Here is a 15,408-nt window from a genome sequence, read left to right as displayed (position 1 = left end):
ATAAAACATCAAATCATTGATTCAGAAGCACCAAGCGGTGAGAATAATATTTCTAGTATTTGTCGTTGGACAAATTAAATCATATAGGAAATACATTGCTGTCTTATCCTTTATATGGATGATTATAGAAACATGGATTATTAACAAGGAACGATAAATGCTCGGATTAATTCGCTATACAGTAGAACTATGCCCCGAAGTAAAAGGTCAGGTTTTTGATAATGGAACCCCATTAGCCAATCAACTCATTGAACGAAGCTTAACCTACGAAGAAGAAGAACTAGATAGTGTTTATACTGATGAAAACGGTTGCTTCTCATTTCCTGCCAAATCTCTAAAATCTCGCAAACTTGGCAGTATTTTCCATGAGCCTGTGGTCAGAATTATCATAGATTTAGAAAAAGATGGTGAGGTTTACAATCTCTGGTTAGGTTTTCAGCATGGACTGAAAAACCCGAAAGAGTTTAAAAATTTTTTGAAAAACTTAAAAGCTGACTTAACGGATGAAGAAGTAAAACATCACCTAATTAACTCTGAGGATCCATTAGACGAACACTTCATTAAAAGTATTGCTCGGTTGAAAAAACAAGTAACATAATAACAATACATTGATGTTCTCTTCTGTTTATGGATAATTATAGAAACATGGATTATTAACAAGGAACGATATATGCTCGGATTAATTCGCTATACAGTAGAACTATGTCCCGAAGTTAAAGGCCAGCTTACGCTAAACGGTAAACCAGTAGCAAACCAACTTATCCAAAGAGGCTTAACCTTAGAGGATGAGGAGATAGATGAAGCCTATACTGATGAGCTCGGTTTTTACTCATTCCCCGCTAAATCAATTAAATCACGCAAGCCTGGCAGTATATTTTATGAATCAATGATCAGAGTAGTAATAGTGACTCACTTTGAAAGTCATCAGCATACTTTATGGTTTGGATTTCAACATGGACTTAAAACCCCAATTGAACTACAAAAAAGACTGATTAATTTAAATGCAGATTTAAGCGCTGAAGAAATAAAACATCAAATTATTGACTCAGAAGCACCAAGCGGCGAACACAATATTTCAAGTATTTGCCGTTGGGATATTTAGACATTAATAAAAGGAATTTATATGAGTACTTTATCACCTATCATTTGCGCAGAACTAGCGACTATTTCTTATCAAATAAAAAAACCCTCTGGATTAGCAGGGTACAAAATCGCAACATCGAGCGCCCTAGATAATCATTTTTCTTTTGACCTATCAAATGGTCCAATAAAAGGAACGTCTGGCGGAGCAATGGCTCATGCTACAGGTCATCAAACAGGGTTTGTACTCGTTGGTAAAGGAACGTCTCCTACAGGCCGCATGAATCCGTTTAAAAATGATTTGGTATTGGCTATTCGAGGTACCGCCTCGTTATATGACGCATCAACTGACTGCAGAGCGAACATAAGTGTTTGCGATGGTGGCCATAGTGTCCATGCAGGCTTCAATACTTTATTTGAAACTTTAAAATCAGAATTAGCCCCATTGTTAAGCTCGCTCAAGTCGCATGCTACTGTGCATTGTGTTGGTCACAGCCTTGGTGGTGCAGTCGCATCACTAGTCGCAGATTGGGCTAAACGACGCTTCGATGTAAACGTTAAGTTATATACTTTTGGAGCTCCAAAGGTAGGCTTAACTAATTTCGCATTAAGTACGACTAATGCTCTTGAACCAAAAAATATATTCCGCTGTGTAAATGGTGGTGATGTAGTACCAATGGTCCCTTTTTGGCCATTCATGCAAGCTCCTTACAACGCTCCTGAATACAAGATGGACAACAACCAAATAATTGTGCCTTGGCACCACTTGATGAAGTACTACACCCGAAACTCACAAAAGCAGTCTTGGGATAGCATTAATAAGAGGGTAACATTTAACCCATTTAAACGTGTTACCTTAGACATTACACACGCAAGCCAAGTCCAACCTTCCATTTATTGGATGAACCGTTTAAGTGAGGCTTTAATGACTCTACTACGCCAAGCAAAGCTCGGAGCGCTGAATGCGCTGCAGTCTGGGGTTTCAAACGGCTTAAACTTATACGACAAAATTGCGATGATCTTAGCAAACAACAATTTTCACACTGTAGACTTAACAGGCCCAATAAATGGCTTGCTTGCATGTATGCTTGCATTTGCAGGATATGCACGAACAAAGATAAAGGAGTTATCAGCTGAGTTTATTAAATGGGTATTTGAGAAAACATTACAAATGGTCAATAGAATAGCTCAAAAAGCACTGTCTGCAGTAGAGTAGCTGCTGGAGTTAAACATAGTGCATTGTAAGAAGAAGTTTCTTTACAATGCACTGTACTAAATAACCCATTCCAATTCATGGTCATTATTGAGTGTTATTCACGCATTTCGCAGCATATTCCTGCACTAATTGCGCAGCTTTTAAACACTGTTTCATATTCGTGACAGTCAGTAACTAATACGCTACAACAAATTTATATCCAAGACATAAAAACACATGAAATGTGTGGTTAAAAACTATATTCTTCGGCGCAATTATTATGATAAATAATGGATATACACACATGACAACATCTCAAGGTGCAACGCTTTCAAATGCACCAGCACAAGACGCACACACGTCTAAGTCAAAATGGAACCTGCACGATACGCAGTGGACACTTAGCCTTTTTGGCACCGCAGTAGGTGCTGGTATTTTATTTTTACCGATTAATATTGGTATTGGTGGTTTTTGGCCACTGATTATTATGGCGTGTTTAGCCTTTCCAATGACCTTTTTAGCGCACCGTGGTTTGGCGCGTTTTGTATTATCATCAAAAAATAAAGAGGCTGATTTTACCGATGTAGTAGAAGAACACTTTGGCGTAAACGCGGGTCGACTAATCTCCTTATTATACTTTTTATCAATTTTTCCTATTTTGCTTATTTACGGTGTGGGTTTAACCAATACGGTAGACAGCTTTATGGTCAATCAGTTAGGGATGGAGTCGCCGTCACGCGTTGCTTTATCGGGTATTTTAGTTGCGCTTATGATTGGCTTAATGATGGGCGGTGAACGCTTAATGCTGCGCGCCTTTGCAATTTTAGTGTACCCGCTAGTGGGTATTTTATTCTTTTTATCTCTGTATTTAATCCCAAGCTGGCAAATGCCCGATACAGCTTTGCCTGAGCTAGGTAGCTTTAGTAAAACACTTTGGTTATCGATTCCTATTATTGTGTTTTCATTTAGCCATGCAGCGGCTATTTCAAGCTTTGTTAATAAACAACGTAGCCATTACGGTGACCTAGCAACCTCTAAGTCAGAAGCGATTTTAAAGCGTACTAGCTTATTACTGATCACCTTTGTTTTGTTATTTGTGTTCTCATGCGTGTTATCGCTTACCGGCGACCAAATGGCTGAAGCAAAAGCGGCAAACGTCTCTGTTTTATCTTACTTGGCTAATATTACAGAAAACTCATTCATTGCAACGCTGGGACCTTTGGTTGCCTTTATTGCGATTATGTCGTCGTTTTTAGGTCATTTTTTAGGGGCACGCGAAAGCTTTACTGGGTTAGTGACTAAACACTCAAGCATGAGCCCTAAAGTGGCTGACAAAGTTGGTGCGGTACTGATGTTTTTCGCTATTTGGTTCTGCGCGGTTAAAAACCCAAGCATACTAGATATGATGGATCAGTTATCAGGCCCAATCATTGCGATGATTTTATTCATTATGCCAATGATTGCAGTTTACAAAGTGCCTAGCTTACAAAAGTACCGTAATCGTTTAAGTACCTTATTTGTACTGGCTGTCGGTTCATTAGCAGTTTGTGCGTTACTGTACAGCATGCTTAGCTAAGCAGTATTTATTACAAAAGCCCAGTATTTTGCTGGGCTTTTTTGTGTCTACGGTTTATCGCAAATGATTTGTTTATATTATTGTTTGTGCAATGTTAGCTTATATATTCGTCTAAAAAATAAGCCAGCCATGCAAAATAATAAATACGTTTTTTTACTCACTTTTATACTCATACTATTTAGTCCTGAAATTAAAGCCGCTGAGCCCCCGGCTATTTTATCAATGAAAGAAAGGGCTGCGTTTATCGATAGCATTACCGAAAAACGTATTAAGACTTTATTACCCACATTAATGCAGCAACACAGTATAGATATGTGGCTAATGATAAGCCGCGAATATAATGAAGACCCGATATTAAAAACCATGCTGCCTGCTACATGGCTCTCGGCAAGGCGCACCACTATTTTATTATTTGCAGTTAACAAACAAGGCGGTGTTGACGCCTTTGCAATTGCACCTTACAAAATAGGGAGTGTTTTTAAAAAGGCCTGGGATAAGCAAGCACAGCCTAATCAGTGGCAAGCGCTCAATACGCTTATTGAGCAATACCAACCGCGAAATATTGCTCTCAACACATCTACAGATTGGGCACATGCCGATGGGCTAGTGCTTGGCGATTACACCACTTTAATGGCCAACTTACCTAGCGCTTATAAAAATAAAATAATATCGGCCGAGCCGCTGGCTGTTGCGTGGTTAGAGCAACGCATTCCAGAAGAAGTAGAAATGTACAAACACATTGTTGCTATTGCCCATTCTATTATTGCTGATGGATTCTCCGGTAATACTATCACCGTTGGAGAGACAACCAGCGACGATTTAGTGTGGTGGTTTAGAGAGCGCGTAAGGGAGCTCAAACTGCAAACGTGGTTTCACCCTAGTATTGCAATACAACGCGCCGACAGTAAATCGTTCGACCACGAAGACAGCTTTACCAACGGCTATGCCGATAATGTTATTCAAGCAGGCGACTTATTACATGTCGATTTTGGTATTAACTATTTGCGTTTAAATACTGACACTCAACAACACGCTTATGTTTTAAAACCAGACGAAACAAAAGCCCCCGATTACCTTGTTGATGCGTTAAAAAAGGGCAATAAGCTACAAGACATTTTTACGGCTGAATTTACAGCTGGGAAAACAGGTAATCAGGTATTAAAAGCCGCCCGCGAAAAAGCCATTGCACAGGGGTTAAAGCCCACTATTTATACTCACCCGCTCGGCTATCATGGTCATGCAGCTGGTACAACACTAGGTATGTGGGATGCTCAGCAAGGTGTGCCGGGGGATGGCGATTACCCGTTGCATTTAAACACGGCGTACTCGATTGAGCTTAACAATGCGGTGTTTATAAAACCGTGGAATAAAGAAATAAGAATAATGCTTGAAGAAGATGCTATGTTTGATAAAACCGGTGTGTGGTACCTCAATGGCCGACAAACCCAGTTATTACTTGTTAAGTAGCATTAAACAACACATACAAAAATGGCGCTCAATGAGCGCCATTTTTATTTAATCCAATTGCTATTATTCTGTATCTGGCAGGTTACGGCCATAGAATATTTCTTGCATTTCACGTGTTAGCTTTGAGCGAATCTCTTCTTCTTCGTCATCTGACAAATCATCAGTAGATAAACCAAATAAATACGTATTTAAATCGGTTTCTTTTAACATCATTTTGGTATGGAACAGGTTTTCTTGATACACGTTCACGTCCATCATTTGGTACGCTTCTTTGGTATCTTCTGTCATGAAGTTTTGAATCGAATTAATTGCATGGTCAATGTAATGTTTAACGCCGTTTACATCACGGGTAAAACCACGTACACGGTAATCAATCGTTACCACATCAGACTCAAGGCTATGAATTAAGAAGTTTAACGCTTTAAGCGGTGAGATAATGCCACAGGTTGATACTTCAATATCCGCACGGAAAGTACAAATACCATCATCTGGGTGTGCTTCAGGGTATGTGTGAACACAAATGTGGCTTTTATCAAGGTGTGCAACCACTGAGTCAGGTAATGGCCCTGGTGCTTCGTCAGCATCATAGTTTTGCTGCTCTTCTACAGGCTCTTCTGAAACTAAAATAGTTACACTGGCACCTTGTGGCTCATAATCTTGACGTGCAACATTTAAAATATTGGCACCAATAATATCAACCACATCACCTAAAATGTCGGTTAGTCTATCTGCACTATACTGCTCATCGATATATTCTATATATTCTTTACGTTGTTGCTCTGTTTTTGCATAGCAAATATCGTAAATACTAAAGCTTAGGCTTTTAGTTAAATTATTAAAGCCATGAAGTTTAAGTTTATCGAAGGGTTTGTTCATATAAACCAACCTATAAATTAGTGAAATCTGCACCTGCAGAATGAAAAGTTCGCGGATTTTATACGAATTTCACTCACGGAAAAAGCGTTATTTTCCCTGATCTTCAACAACTTCATGGCTATGGGTAATTTCTACTGTTTTATCAAGCATTAATGCAACTGAGCAATACTTTTCGGCAGAAAGCGAAACCGCTCGCTCTAGGTGTTTTTCAGACACATTCTTACCAGTTACAACAAAGTGTAAATTAATTTTAGTGAACACGCGCGGGGCTGTTTCAGCTCGTTCAGCAGTTAATTGCACATCAACGGATGAGAAGTCTTGCTTGGTTTTTTTTAAAATACTTACCACATCAACCGATGAACAGCCACCGACAGACATAAGCACCATTTCCATTGGGCTTGGTGCTGCTCCGTCACTACCCGCATCAAATACCACATTATGATTACTATTAGAGCGGCCTATATAGGTATTACCTTCAACCCATTTTACATTTGCTTGCATTGTTTTATCTCATTAGTTTAATTTTGCATTCATTACACGCAGGCTCTCACGCGCATTTAAATTAAATAGCGAATAAAGCGTGGTTTTTAAAGGGGGAAATATTAATTAATAGCGTTATCAAATAAGTTTTTAACTAGTCCAGCAAACTCGTCAATAAAAGCATGCTGTTCTACTGTAACGGTGTGAGAGGTCACACTACTAAGCACTTCTTGTAAATCGTAAACAATACCATCAACCTCACGCACAATTTGACTGCGTTGCTCTGTAGAAAGGTCTGGGTGTTGTTGACAAATGCGTATGACATTTTCGGCAATTACATCTTCAATTAACTCAATAACGGTTGGCGCACCTGGCTTTATTTCACCTGTCTTTTCAAACAACGCTAAGTTCTGAGTTAGGTACATTATTAAATCATCGTACCCTTGCCTGTTTAAAACCATCGTTTATTTACCTCAAAAATACTGATTGCTTAATTTAAGCAGAAAGCACTGATAATTGCTAGCTCTGTAAGGTTGCAATACAAAAAAAGCAGCCGAAGCTGCTTTTATACTAATTAAGTCGTACTTAACTAACGTTCAGAGTACTTAATCTATTTTTAAGCCTGGGCTTAATGTTGCTGGCATGGTTACTTTTTCAAGTTCCACAGAAGCAACAGGGTATGCACAGTAATCGGCAGCGTAATAGGCGCTTGCTCTGTGATTACCTGAGGCACCAATGCCACCAAACGGTGCAGCACTTGATGCACCTGTAATTGGGCGGTTCCAGTTAACAATACCCGCACGAATACGACGTAAGAAATGGTCGTAATCAGCTTGGTTATCACTTAATAAACCTGCTGATAAACCAAAGCTAGTGTCGTTTGCTTTATCAATTGCTTGGTCAAAGTCATCAAAGCGGAATACTTTTAAAAGTGGACCAAAGTGCTCTTCATCTGGGAAGTCTTTAATATTTGTGCACTCAATAATACCCGGTGTAACAAAACCGGTGTTAGCTGTATGCTCAAGCTCAACTAACACGTCACCACCCATGGCTTTTAACTCGTCTTGCGCTTTAACCATACCAGCAGCAGCGGCCGCTGAGATCATTGAACCCATAAACGGTTGGTCAGCGTCGTCGTAGTTACCAACTTTAATTGCTTTAGTCGCTGTAATTAAGCGCGCTAAAATTTCATCGCCTTTAGCGCCTGTTGGTAAAAACAATTTACGCGCACAGGTACAACGTTGGCCGCTTGAGATAAACGCAGATTGCACAATATCGTGCACTACAGCAAGAGTATCTTCTGCATCTTTAACGATTAGCGGATTATTACCACCCATTTCAAGCGCTAAAATTTTACCTGGTTGACCTGCGAACTGTTCATGTAAAATATGACCCGTACGTGAAGATCCAGTAAAGAATAAACCATCAATGCCTTTGTGTGACGCCAATGCTTTACCTGTTTCTACTTCACCTTGAACTAGGTTAATTACCCCAGCAGGTAAACCGGCTTTTTCCCATAGTTTAAGGGTTAGCTCAGCCACCATAGGTGTAAGTTCAGATGGTTTAAATACCACAGTATTACCGGCTAAAAGTGCAGGTACAATGTGGCCATTTGGTAAGTGCCCAGGGAAGTTGTAAGGACCAAATACAGCAACAACACCATGTGGCTTATGACGGATCATCGCACGACCTTGCGGCATAGCGTTTTCAACATCACCAGTACGCTCTAAAAATGCTTTTTCAGCAATGGCAATTTTACCTACCATGGCGCCCGCTTCAGTACGTGTTTCCCAAAGTGGTTTACCTGTTTCTTGTGCAATAGCAACCGCTAGATCTTCGCTGTGCTCTTTTAATGTTGCAGCAAAGGTTTTTACAATCTCTAAACGCTCGCTAAAGCTTTTATCAGCCCAACTGTAAAATGCTTCACGTGCTGATGCTACAGCGCTATCTACTTGCTCTGCGCTTGCAGCTGATGCCTGCCAAATAACGTCGTTATTTGCAGGATTAACTGAGTTAAATTCTGTGCCTTGGCCTTGCGACCATTGACCATTAATAAATTGTGCAGGATGAGTCATATACTTTCTCCTAAATTAAACTGGGGTAGCAGTAACAAAGTCGCCCGATTTTAAATGTAATGCATCAGCAAGTTCTTGCGTAAGCACAAGGCTGTTTGAACGTGAATCAAATGCCATAGGAACAACGGTTGCTCTAAAGTCTTCAAGCTTATCATTGGCTAGCAATACCATGGTATCACCTGTCATTTCGCCAATTTCAACACTAAAGTTTTGTGCATTACGTACAGTAGCAATGTTATCTACTTTTGCTTCAACGGTTGGGCCAGCATCAAAAATGTCGACGTAACCATTAAAAGTAAAGCCTTCACTTTTTAATAACTGAATAGCTGGGCGCGTATTATCGTGTACTTGACCAATAACCGCTTGCGCTTCTTTACTCAATAAGTTGACGTAAATTGGGTATTTAGGCATTAACTCAGCAATAAACACTTTTTGGCCAATTCCCGTCAGATAATCTGCGGTTGGAAAATCCATTGAGAAAAAGTGCTCTTCAAGCCACTGCCAAAACGGGCTACTGCCGTTTTCGTCAGATACGCCACGCATTTCTGCGATAACGGTTTGTGCAAAGCGTTGCTGGTGCTGTTTTATAAACATAAAGCGTGCTTTTGAAAGCAGCTTACCGTTGCAATTTTTACGATAACCGTCTTTTAAAAACAGCGTACACAGCTCTGTAGCCCCAGTGTAGTCATTACAAAGGGTGAGAATATCTACCGCTTTATATACATCTAGCGTGCGCGAAGAGTGAATCACTTTACTCAAATGATAGTGATAAAATGCGTCATCTAAGCCAACTGCCGCTTCAATACCTGAAGTACCAACTACTTCACCAGTTTCAGTATCTTCAAGAACAAATAAGTACCCTTCATCACCAGGTTGTGACGTGGTTTTTGTAAATGAATTAACTGAATGTGCAATCTTCTTTTGTAATAACTCTTCATTATTAGGTAAAGAAGTAAAGCCATGTCCCGACTCGTCGGCAATGGTTACTAAAGCTGCATAATCACTTTTTTGGATTGGGCGAAGGATCATCATGAATCCGCTTACTCCCTTATATATAACGGTAAATAGGAACTGCAGGGCAAACAATGTTTGCCCTTAGAGAAGTTGAATTAGCGATTACGCGTTTACAACGTGGGCTACAGCTTTTTCAAAGCGTGCCATACCTTCGCGAATATCAGCTTCTGGTATTACTAAAGATGGAGTGAAACGAACCACATCAGCACCCGCTACAAGTGACATTAAGCCATGCTCAGTACCTGCAACTAAAAACTCTTTAGCGCGCCCTTTGTACTGCTCATTAACTACGGCACCGATTAATAAACCTTGGCCACGAATTTCACTAAATACATGGTACTTTTCGTTAATCGCATTAAGTAGCTCGGTAAATAACGCCGCTTTTGCTTTAACGCCCGCTAATACTTCTGGGTTGTTCACTGTATCAAATGCGGCTTCTGCAACTGCACAGGCTAGTGGGTTACCGCCGTAAGTAGAACCATGAGTACCTACTTTAAGATGCTGTGCAATCTCAGTGGTTGTTAGCATAGCGCCAATTGGAAAACCGCCACCCAGTGCTTTTGCTGAAGTTAAAATGTCAGGTACTACGTTTAAGCCTTGGTATGCGTATAGCTCACCCGTACGACCAACACCTGATTGCACTTCATCAAAAATAAGCAATGCATTGTGCTTAGTACATAAATCACGAACGCCTTGAGCAAATTCGTCAGTTGGTGAGATAATACCGCCTTCGCCTTGAATTGGCTCCATCATTACTGCACAGGTGTTATCGCTAATCAACGCTTCAAATGCGGCAAGGTCATTGTAGTCACAATGAACAATGTCGCCTGGCTTAGGGCCAAAACCGTCAGAGTAAGCCGCTTGACCGCCTACAGTAACCGTGAAGAAAGTACGACCGTGGAAACCTTTATTAAAGGCGATAATTTGCGACTTCTCTGCGCCAAATTTATCAAGCGCAAAACGACGCGCTAATTTAAGTGCCGCTTCGTTTGCTTCTGCGCCTGAGTTTGCAAAGTAAACTTTTTCTGCAAAAGTCGCATCAACCATTTTTTTAGCTAAGCGAAGTGCTGGCTCATTGGTCATTACATTTGATAAATGCCAAATTTTTTCGCCCTGCTCTTTTAATGCACCCACTAATGCAGGATGGCAATGGCCAAGACAGTTAACGGCAATACCACCAGCAAAGTCGATAAACTCTCGTCCTTGTTGATCCCATACACGAGAGCCTTCGCCTCGAACTGGAATTACGCTTGAAGGTGCGTAGTTAGGAACCATTACGTGATCAAATAATTCGCGATTGACTGTCATTTTATTTCCTCTTAATTGTGTGCATCACAAAGCAGTAGAATAGGGGTGTGATTATTGTTAATAACCAAATGTGTCGGCAAAAAATAATAGCTGTATATTTGCCTGAAACTACGTTGTGGTTCAATTTTCAGGCGCTCATTATTTCAGAAATTTAGGGTTATGTCTCTTCAAAAACTTTCATGTACCCCTTTAAAATAAAGGGCTTAAGATATTATTTCATAGATAGTGAATAACTATTTGATAGCTAGTAATGAAGTACATTTACCTTAGTGAGCGCCTCTACAACGAAAAAAGCATAGCGCTTATAAACCAACTGCACATGAATAAGTAGAATTAAAGTGAATGAATAGTCGCAAAAAAATTAACAGATTTAATCGATTTGGAGTGCCAAATTAGTAAAATTACTTGCTTGTAAGGCCTCTAACTCTTTTTTTGTAAACTTATAATAGCTAAACCAGCTTTGTAATTCATCGTCTTCAATAAGCTGGTGCTCTTTTAAGTTTAAGTACTGAGAGTAACAACGCGCCTTTAAAATTACTTGCGATAATGGCAATAAACTATCGCCTTTTTCTATCCCATTTACTAACTGCTGCATTACAGTGTTAAAGGGTAAGTATTTAAATGACATGGTTTCAATCACCTTGGCGCTAACAAGCAGTGATTTTTCATTCAGCAGTGTCGTTAAAAATAGCGGGTCAGGTTTTAACTCCAACAACGCAGTGTGTAGGTTTTTGTCACCTTCTTCACGAGCACGCTGTATTTTGCGTTGCCATACTTGCTCAAACACTTTTAAGTATAAGCGCACTAAGGCAATTTGCCCCACATTTAATAACATGCCTAAGGTAAATGCATGCATGGGATTTAACCCATTAAGCTGCGCTAGAGTTTGTGCCGCAATAGCACATGACATAGTGCTATCTTTTAACCTGCGCTTTAATAGCGGAAATGGTGCGGTACTGTTTGGCATCCAATGGCGCACTGCAAAAGTAGGCACTACCAGTTGCAGGTTGTCTAAGCCTAAATAACGTAATGCCAATGCTGGGGTATCTACTTTGACTGAAGTGCCTTTACTGCGTTGCTTACGATAAAAAGGTAAATTAACTAAGGTAACCAGCTCTCGTCCAAGCCAGTTTAAATCGTTAATTAGCGGCTCTAAACGACCGACCGATGCCGCGCGTGTTGCAAGAATATCAAGTATAGCGGGCACATTATCATCTATACCAACAGTGTCTTTGATGACTAAATCTATGTCTTCAAGACGTTTGGCCATCACGGTTTCAATAACCGTATGTAATTTTTGACTTGTTTTTGCCTGTAACTTTTGATGTGAAGTACTTTTTTGTTGACGCTTTTGCTGAGCGGCCACTTCAACTTCTAATAAGGTACGCTTTTTAACGGGTTTACCGTCATTGAGGTCTAAGGTATGAATAAAGCCTATTTGCTGATTAGCAAAACTATGACCCAGTAGCAAATCATGCGCTCGTTGGTGTAGCACGTTAACAATTCGCTGTTGCTGCAATGTATCGGTCATAAACTCTATCTTAAGGCAAAAAAGGAAAATAGCTTACAGGTATAAGCCTAGAAGCGCGTTAAAAAGTTATCAAGTAAGGCTAAGCCTTGCTCGGTCAAAATTGCTTCAGGGTGAAACTGCACGCCTTCAAGTGCAAGCTCATTATGCAACAATCCCATAATTTCATCACGCAGCCCAGTGTTGCTTTGTGTCCATGCTGTTACTTCTAGTTCTTTAGGCAATGAGTGTGCTTCAACAATTAAAGAATGGTAGCGGCACACTGTCAGCGGGTTTGGTAAACCTTTAAACATACCTTGATGCTGGTGATAAATTGGCGATGTTTTTCCATGCATAACCTGTTTAGCGCGCACCACCTTACCACCTAGCACCTGAGCAATAGTTTGGTGCCCCAAACAAATACCTAATATAGGATAAGTTCCTTTAAATTGCTCTACAACAGATAGCGACACTCCCGCTTCACTTGGGCTTTTAGGGCCTGGAGAAATCACAATATGGTCGGGGTTTAACTGTTTAATTTCGCTCAGCGTTATTTGGTCGTTACGTTTTACTACCACTTCTTGATCTAATCGTTGAAAATACTGTACCAAATTGTAGGTAAACGAGTCGTAGTTATCGATCATTAAAAGCATGTATTAAAGTACTCAAAGTAATTAGGCGGATGGTTATTGCATGCATATTCTAACTGAAGGCTTTGCAGGTGTCAGTGTTTTGCAGCTCAGCTAATACAAATAGCTCGCTTACAATCAGCAATGGTTGATTTATTTTAAATCAGCCCAAGCTCTATTATATGAGTAATTCAGTAGTTACAAACTGTCTATCAGTAAAGTGACCTGCATTATCCAACAGCGCATTAAATACGTATAAACAAGGAGTAACCTATGTTAGGCGAAGACCATTCATTAACTAAAGACTTTCCTGATTACACGCAAACAATTGCAAAACTCAATGCAAATGATGAAAACTTTGCTACTAAAGCAAAACAATACAATGAAATCGATAAAGAAATTCGGGTACTTGAACTACAAGACTCACCTATCGATGACGAAGCTATGCAGCAGCTAAAGCACGGCAGAATGGTATTAAAAGATTGGTTACATCAACAATTAACGAGTACTAATTAATCACTATTGCTTGGCGTCTATTAAATAATAGGCGCCAAAATTTAATTATCATTTCCCTCTCCTACCCTCTGCTAATCTATAATTTTAACCATTATGGTGCAAAAGCATTGCTATTCGTTTAGCTTAAAGACAAGCTAGCTTTATCTAAATTAAACAACGTTATTTTTTATGGCTAAATACTTACTCTCGATTGATCAAGGAACGACAAGCTCTCGGGCTATTTTATATAGCAAAGATGCACAGGTGATAGGGAGTGCTCAACAAACCTTCCCTCAGCATTTTGTAAAAAATGGTTGGGTTGAACACGATCCTGTAGATATTTGGCAAACTGTATTAACCAGCGTCAAAAACCTCTTAGCGCAGCAACAAGTAACTGCCGCCGACATAATTGCCATCGGCATTGCTAATCAGCGAGAAACCACTTTAGTGTGGAATAAAAAAACTGGGCAACCTATTTATAACGCGATTGTATGGCAAGACCGACGCACCAGTGAATATTGCGATAGTTTACGCCATGCTGGGCATACAAAAATGGTGAATGATAAAACCGGTTTAGTACTCGACCCTTATTTTTCTGCAACCAAAGTTCGTTGGATTTTAGATAACGTCACTGGCGCTAAAGAGCAAGCACAAGCAGGTGAACTAGCATTTGGCACGGTAGATACCTACTTATTGTGGCAATTAACCGACGGTAAAGTGCACAAAACCGATGCCACTAATGCCTCACGAACTTTACTGTTTAATATTCATCAACAATGCTGGGATGAAGAATTACTGGCTTTATTTGATATCCCACTGGCTATGTTGCCTGAGGTAATGGACTCAGCGGCTGATTTTGGGATAACAAGCGGCGAGTTGTTCGGTAGTGAAATTCCTATTTGTGGTATTGCAGGCGATCAGCAAGCGGCTTTAATTGGTCAAGCCTGTTTTGAAGAAGGTATGGCAAAAAGCACCTACGGCACGGGCTGCTTTTTAATGCTTAACACTGGCGATAAAGCACTAAAATCAAATAATCGTTTATTAACCACTCTTGCATATCGGCTCAACGGCAAACCCACCTATGCGATTGAAGGCAGCATTTTTATGGCCGGTGCCACCATGCAGTGGATAGTAGAAGGCCTAAAGTTATTAGAAAACGCAGGTGAAAGTGAAGCCCTTGTCAAAGGTGTTCCCTTAGATCATGGGGTGTTTTTAGTGCCCTCGTTTACTGGCTTAGGAGCGCCCTATTGGGATGCAAATGCAAGAGGCGCTATTTTAGGCCTAACCCGAGATTCAGGCATTAGTACTATTGTGGCAGCTGCCTTACAGTCGGTGGGTTATCAAACCAAAGATTTACAAAAAGCCATGGAGGGTGACGGGCTTCGTCCTAGTATTTTAAGGGTTGATGGCGGCATGGCAAACAATAATTGGGCCATGGCATTTTTAGCTAACATTTTAGGCGCAAGCGTTGAACGCCCAACCTTAACCGAAACCACTTCATTGGGGGTTGCCTACTTAGCAGGGCTGCAAACTGGGGTGTATGAATCAACTGCGCAGCTTGCCAACATGTGGAAAAGCGATCGTCGCTTTGAACCAACCATGAGCAGTGAAGAGCGCAACGATTTATACGCAAAGTGGCTACATTGCATTGCACAAGTTAGACTTTCTAATAGTACTGACGACGAGAGTGACTAAACACAGGGAAA

The 15,408-nt window shown here is 40.3% G+C and carries 15 protein-coding genes; 7 read left to right on the top strand and 8 right to left on the bottom strand.

All coding sequences use genetic code 11. The annotated features are described in order from the left end of the window. The first annotated feature begins 157 nt into the window (after window positions 1-157). From P3J6_RS05425 to P3J6_RS05405, 5 genes are all read left to right on the top strand, one after another. Window positions 158-598 carry a DUF6795 domain-containing protein gene (locus tag P3J6_RS05425; protein WP_198522412.1) on the top strand — a complete coding sequence of 147 codons (441 nt, stop codon included), beginning with the start codon at window positions 158-160 and terminating at the stop codon, window positions 596-598. A 72-nt stretch (window positions 599-670) separates the two neighbouring features. Beyond that, window positions 671-1,102, top strand: a complete 432-nt coding sequence (locus P3J6_RS05420) for a DUF6795 domain-containing protein (RefSeq protein ID WP_198522411.1) — start codon at window positions 671-673, stop codon at window positions 1,100-1,102. Between the two features lie 21 nt (window positions 1,103-1,123). Next, entirely contained in the window at window positions 1,124-2,296 is a 1,173-nt protein-coding gene (locus P3J6_RS05415; protein WP_198522410.1) for a lipase family protein, read from the top strand. A gap of 283 nt (window positions 2,297-2,579) precedes the next feature. After that, complete coding sequence (locus P3J6_RS05410) at window positions 2,580-3,851, top strand: aromatic amino acid transport family protein (RefSeq protein ID WP_198522409.1); 1,272 nt, start codon at window positions 2,580-2,582, stop codon at window positions 3,849-3,851. A 129-nt stretch (window positions 3,852-3,980) separates the two neighbouring features. Further along, window positions 3,981-5,318, top strand: a complete 1,338-nt coding sequence (locus P3J6_RS05405; RefSeq protein ID WP_198522408.1) for a M24 family metallopeptidase — start codon at window positions 3,981-3,983, stop codon at window positions 5,316-5,318. A 63-nt stretch (window positions 5,319-5,381) separates the two neighbouring features. On the opposite strand, the gene speD is transcribed toward P3J6_RS05405, so the two are convergent. The 8 genes from speD to P3J6_RS05365 all read right to left on the bottom strand — a co-directional run bounded on the left by speD (window position 5,382) and on the right by P3J6_RS05365 (window position 13,231). Next, entirely contained in the window at window positions 5,382-6,194 is an 813-nt protein-coding gene (speD, locus tag P3J6_RS05400) for an adenosylmethionine decarboxylase (RefSeq protein WP_010392088.1), read from the bottom strand. An 87-nt stretch (window positions 6,195-6,281) separates the two neighbouring features. Continuing rightward, entirely contained in the window at window positions 6,282-6,695 is a 414-nt protein-coding gene (locus P3J6_RS05395) for an OsmC family protein (RefSeq protein WP_138606675.1), read from the bottom strand. A gap of 101 nt (window positions 6,696-6,796) precedes the next feature. Next, window positions 6,797-7,135 carry a DUF3802 family protein gene (locus P3J6_RS05390; RefSeq protein ID WP_138606677.1) on the bottom strand — a complete coding sequence of 113 codons (339 nt, stop codon included), beginning with the start codon at window positions 7,133-7,135 and terminating at the stop codon, window positions 6,797-6,799. 144 nt (window positions 7,136-7,279) lie between these two features. Further along, a complete protein-coding gene (gene astD, locus P3J6_RS05385) occupies window positions 7,280-8,749 on the bottom strand; it encodes a succinylglutamate-semialdehyde dehydrogenase (RefSeq protein ID WP_198522407.1) in 1,470 nt (489 codons plus the stop codon). A gap of 15 nt (window positions 8,750-8,764) precedes the next feature. Beyond that, window positions 8,765-9,781 (bottom strand): arginine N-succinyltransferase, encoded by a 1,017-nt coding sequence (astA, locus tag P3J6_RS05380; protein ID WP_055012478.1) that lies wholly within the window; start codon window positions 9,779-9,781, stop codon window positions 8,765-8,767. 84 nt (window positions 9,782-9,865) lie between these two features. Further along, window positions 9,866-11,071 (bottom strand): aspartate aminotransferase family protein, encoded by a 1,206-nt coding sequence (locus P3J6_RS05375; RefSeq protein ID WP_008108435.1) that lies wholly within the window; start codon window positions 11,069-11,071, stop codon window positions 9,866-9,868. Window positions 11,072-11,441: 370 nt separating this feature from the next. Next, window positions 11,442-12,602 carry an HDOD domain-containing protein gene (locus P3J6_RS05370; protein ID WP_198522406.1) on the bottom strand — a complete coding sequence of 387 codons (1,161 nt, stop codon included), beginning with the start codon at window positions 12,600-12,602 and terminating at the stop codon, window positions 11,442-11,444. Between the two features lie 47 nt (window positions 12,603-12,649). Next, window positions 12,650-13,231, bottom strand: a complete 582-nt coding sequence (locus P3J6_RS05365; RefSeq protein WP_010392074.1) for an anthranilate synthase component II — start codon at window positions 13,229-13,231, stop codon at window positions 12,650-12,652. A 249-nt stretch (window positions 13,232-13,480) separates the two neighbouring features. Between P3J6_RS05365 and P3J6_RS05360 the strand changes: the two genes are divergently transcribed. Then, on the top strand, window positions 13,481-13,723 hold the full coding sequence (locus P3J6_RS05360; protein ID WP_138606683.1) for a YdcH family protein: 243 nt from the start codon (window positions 13,481-13,483) through the stop codon (window positions 13,721-13,723). A gap of 168 nt (window positions 13,724-13,891) precedes the next feature. Then, window positions 13,892-15,397: a glycerol kinase GlpK gene (gene glpK, locus P3J6_RS05355; protein WP_193049467.1), complete on the top strand. Its 1,506-nt coding sequence runs from the start codon at window positions 13,892-13,894 to the stop codon at window positions 15,395-15,397. Window positions 15,398-15,408: the final 11 nt, after the last annotated feature.

Origin of the sequence: Pseudoalteromonas sp. 3J6 (assembly GCF_903995135.1) — a bacterium.
GTDB lineage: Bacteria > Pseudomonadota > Gammaproteobacteria > Enterobacterales > Alteromonadaceae > Pseudoalteromonas.
This window is presented reverse-complemented; position numbering and strand designations above follow the sequence as displayed.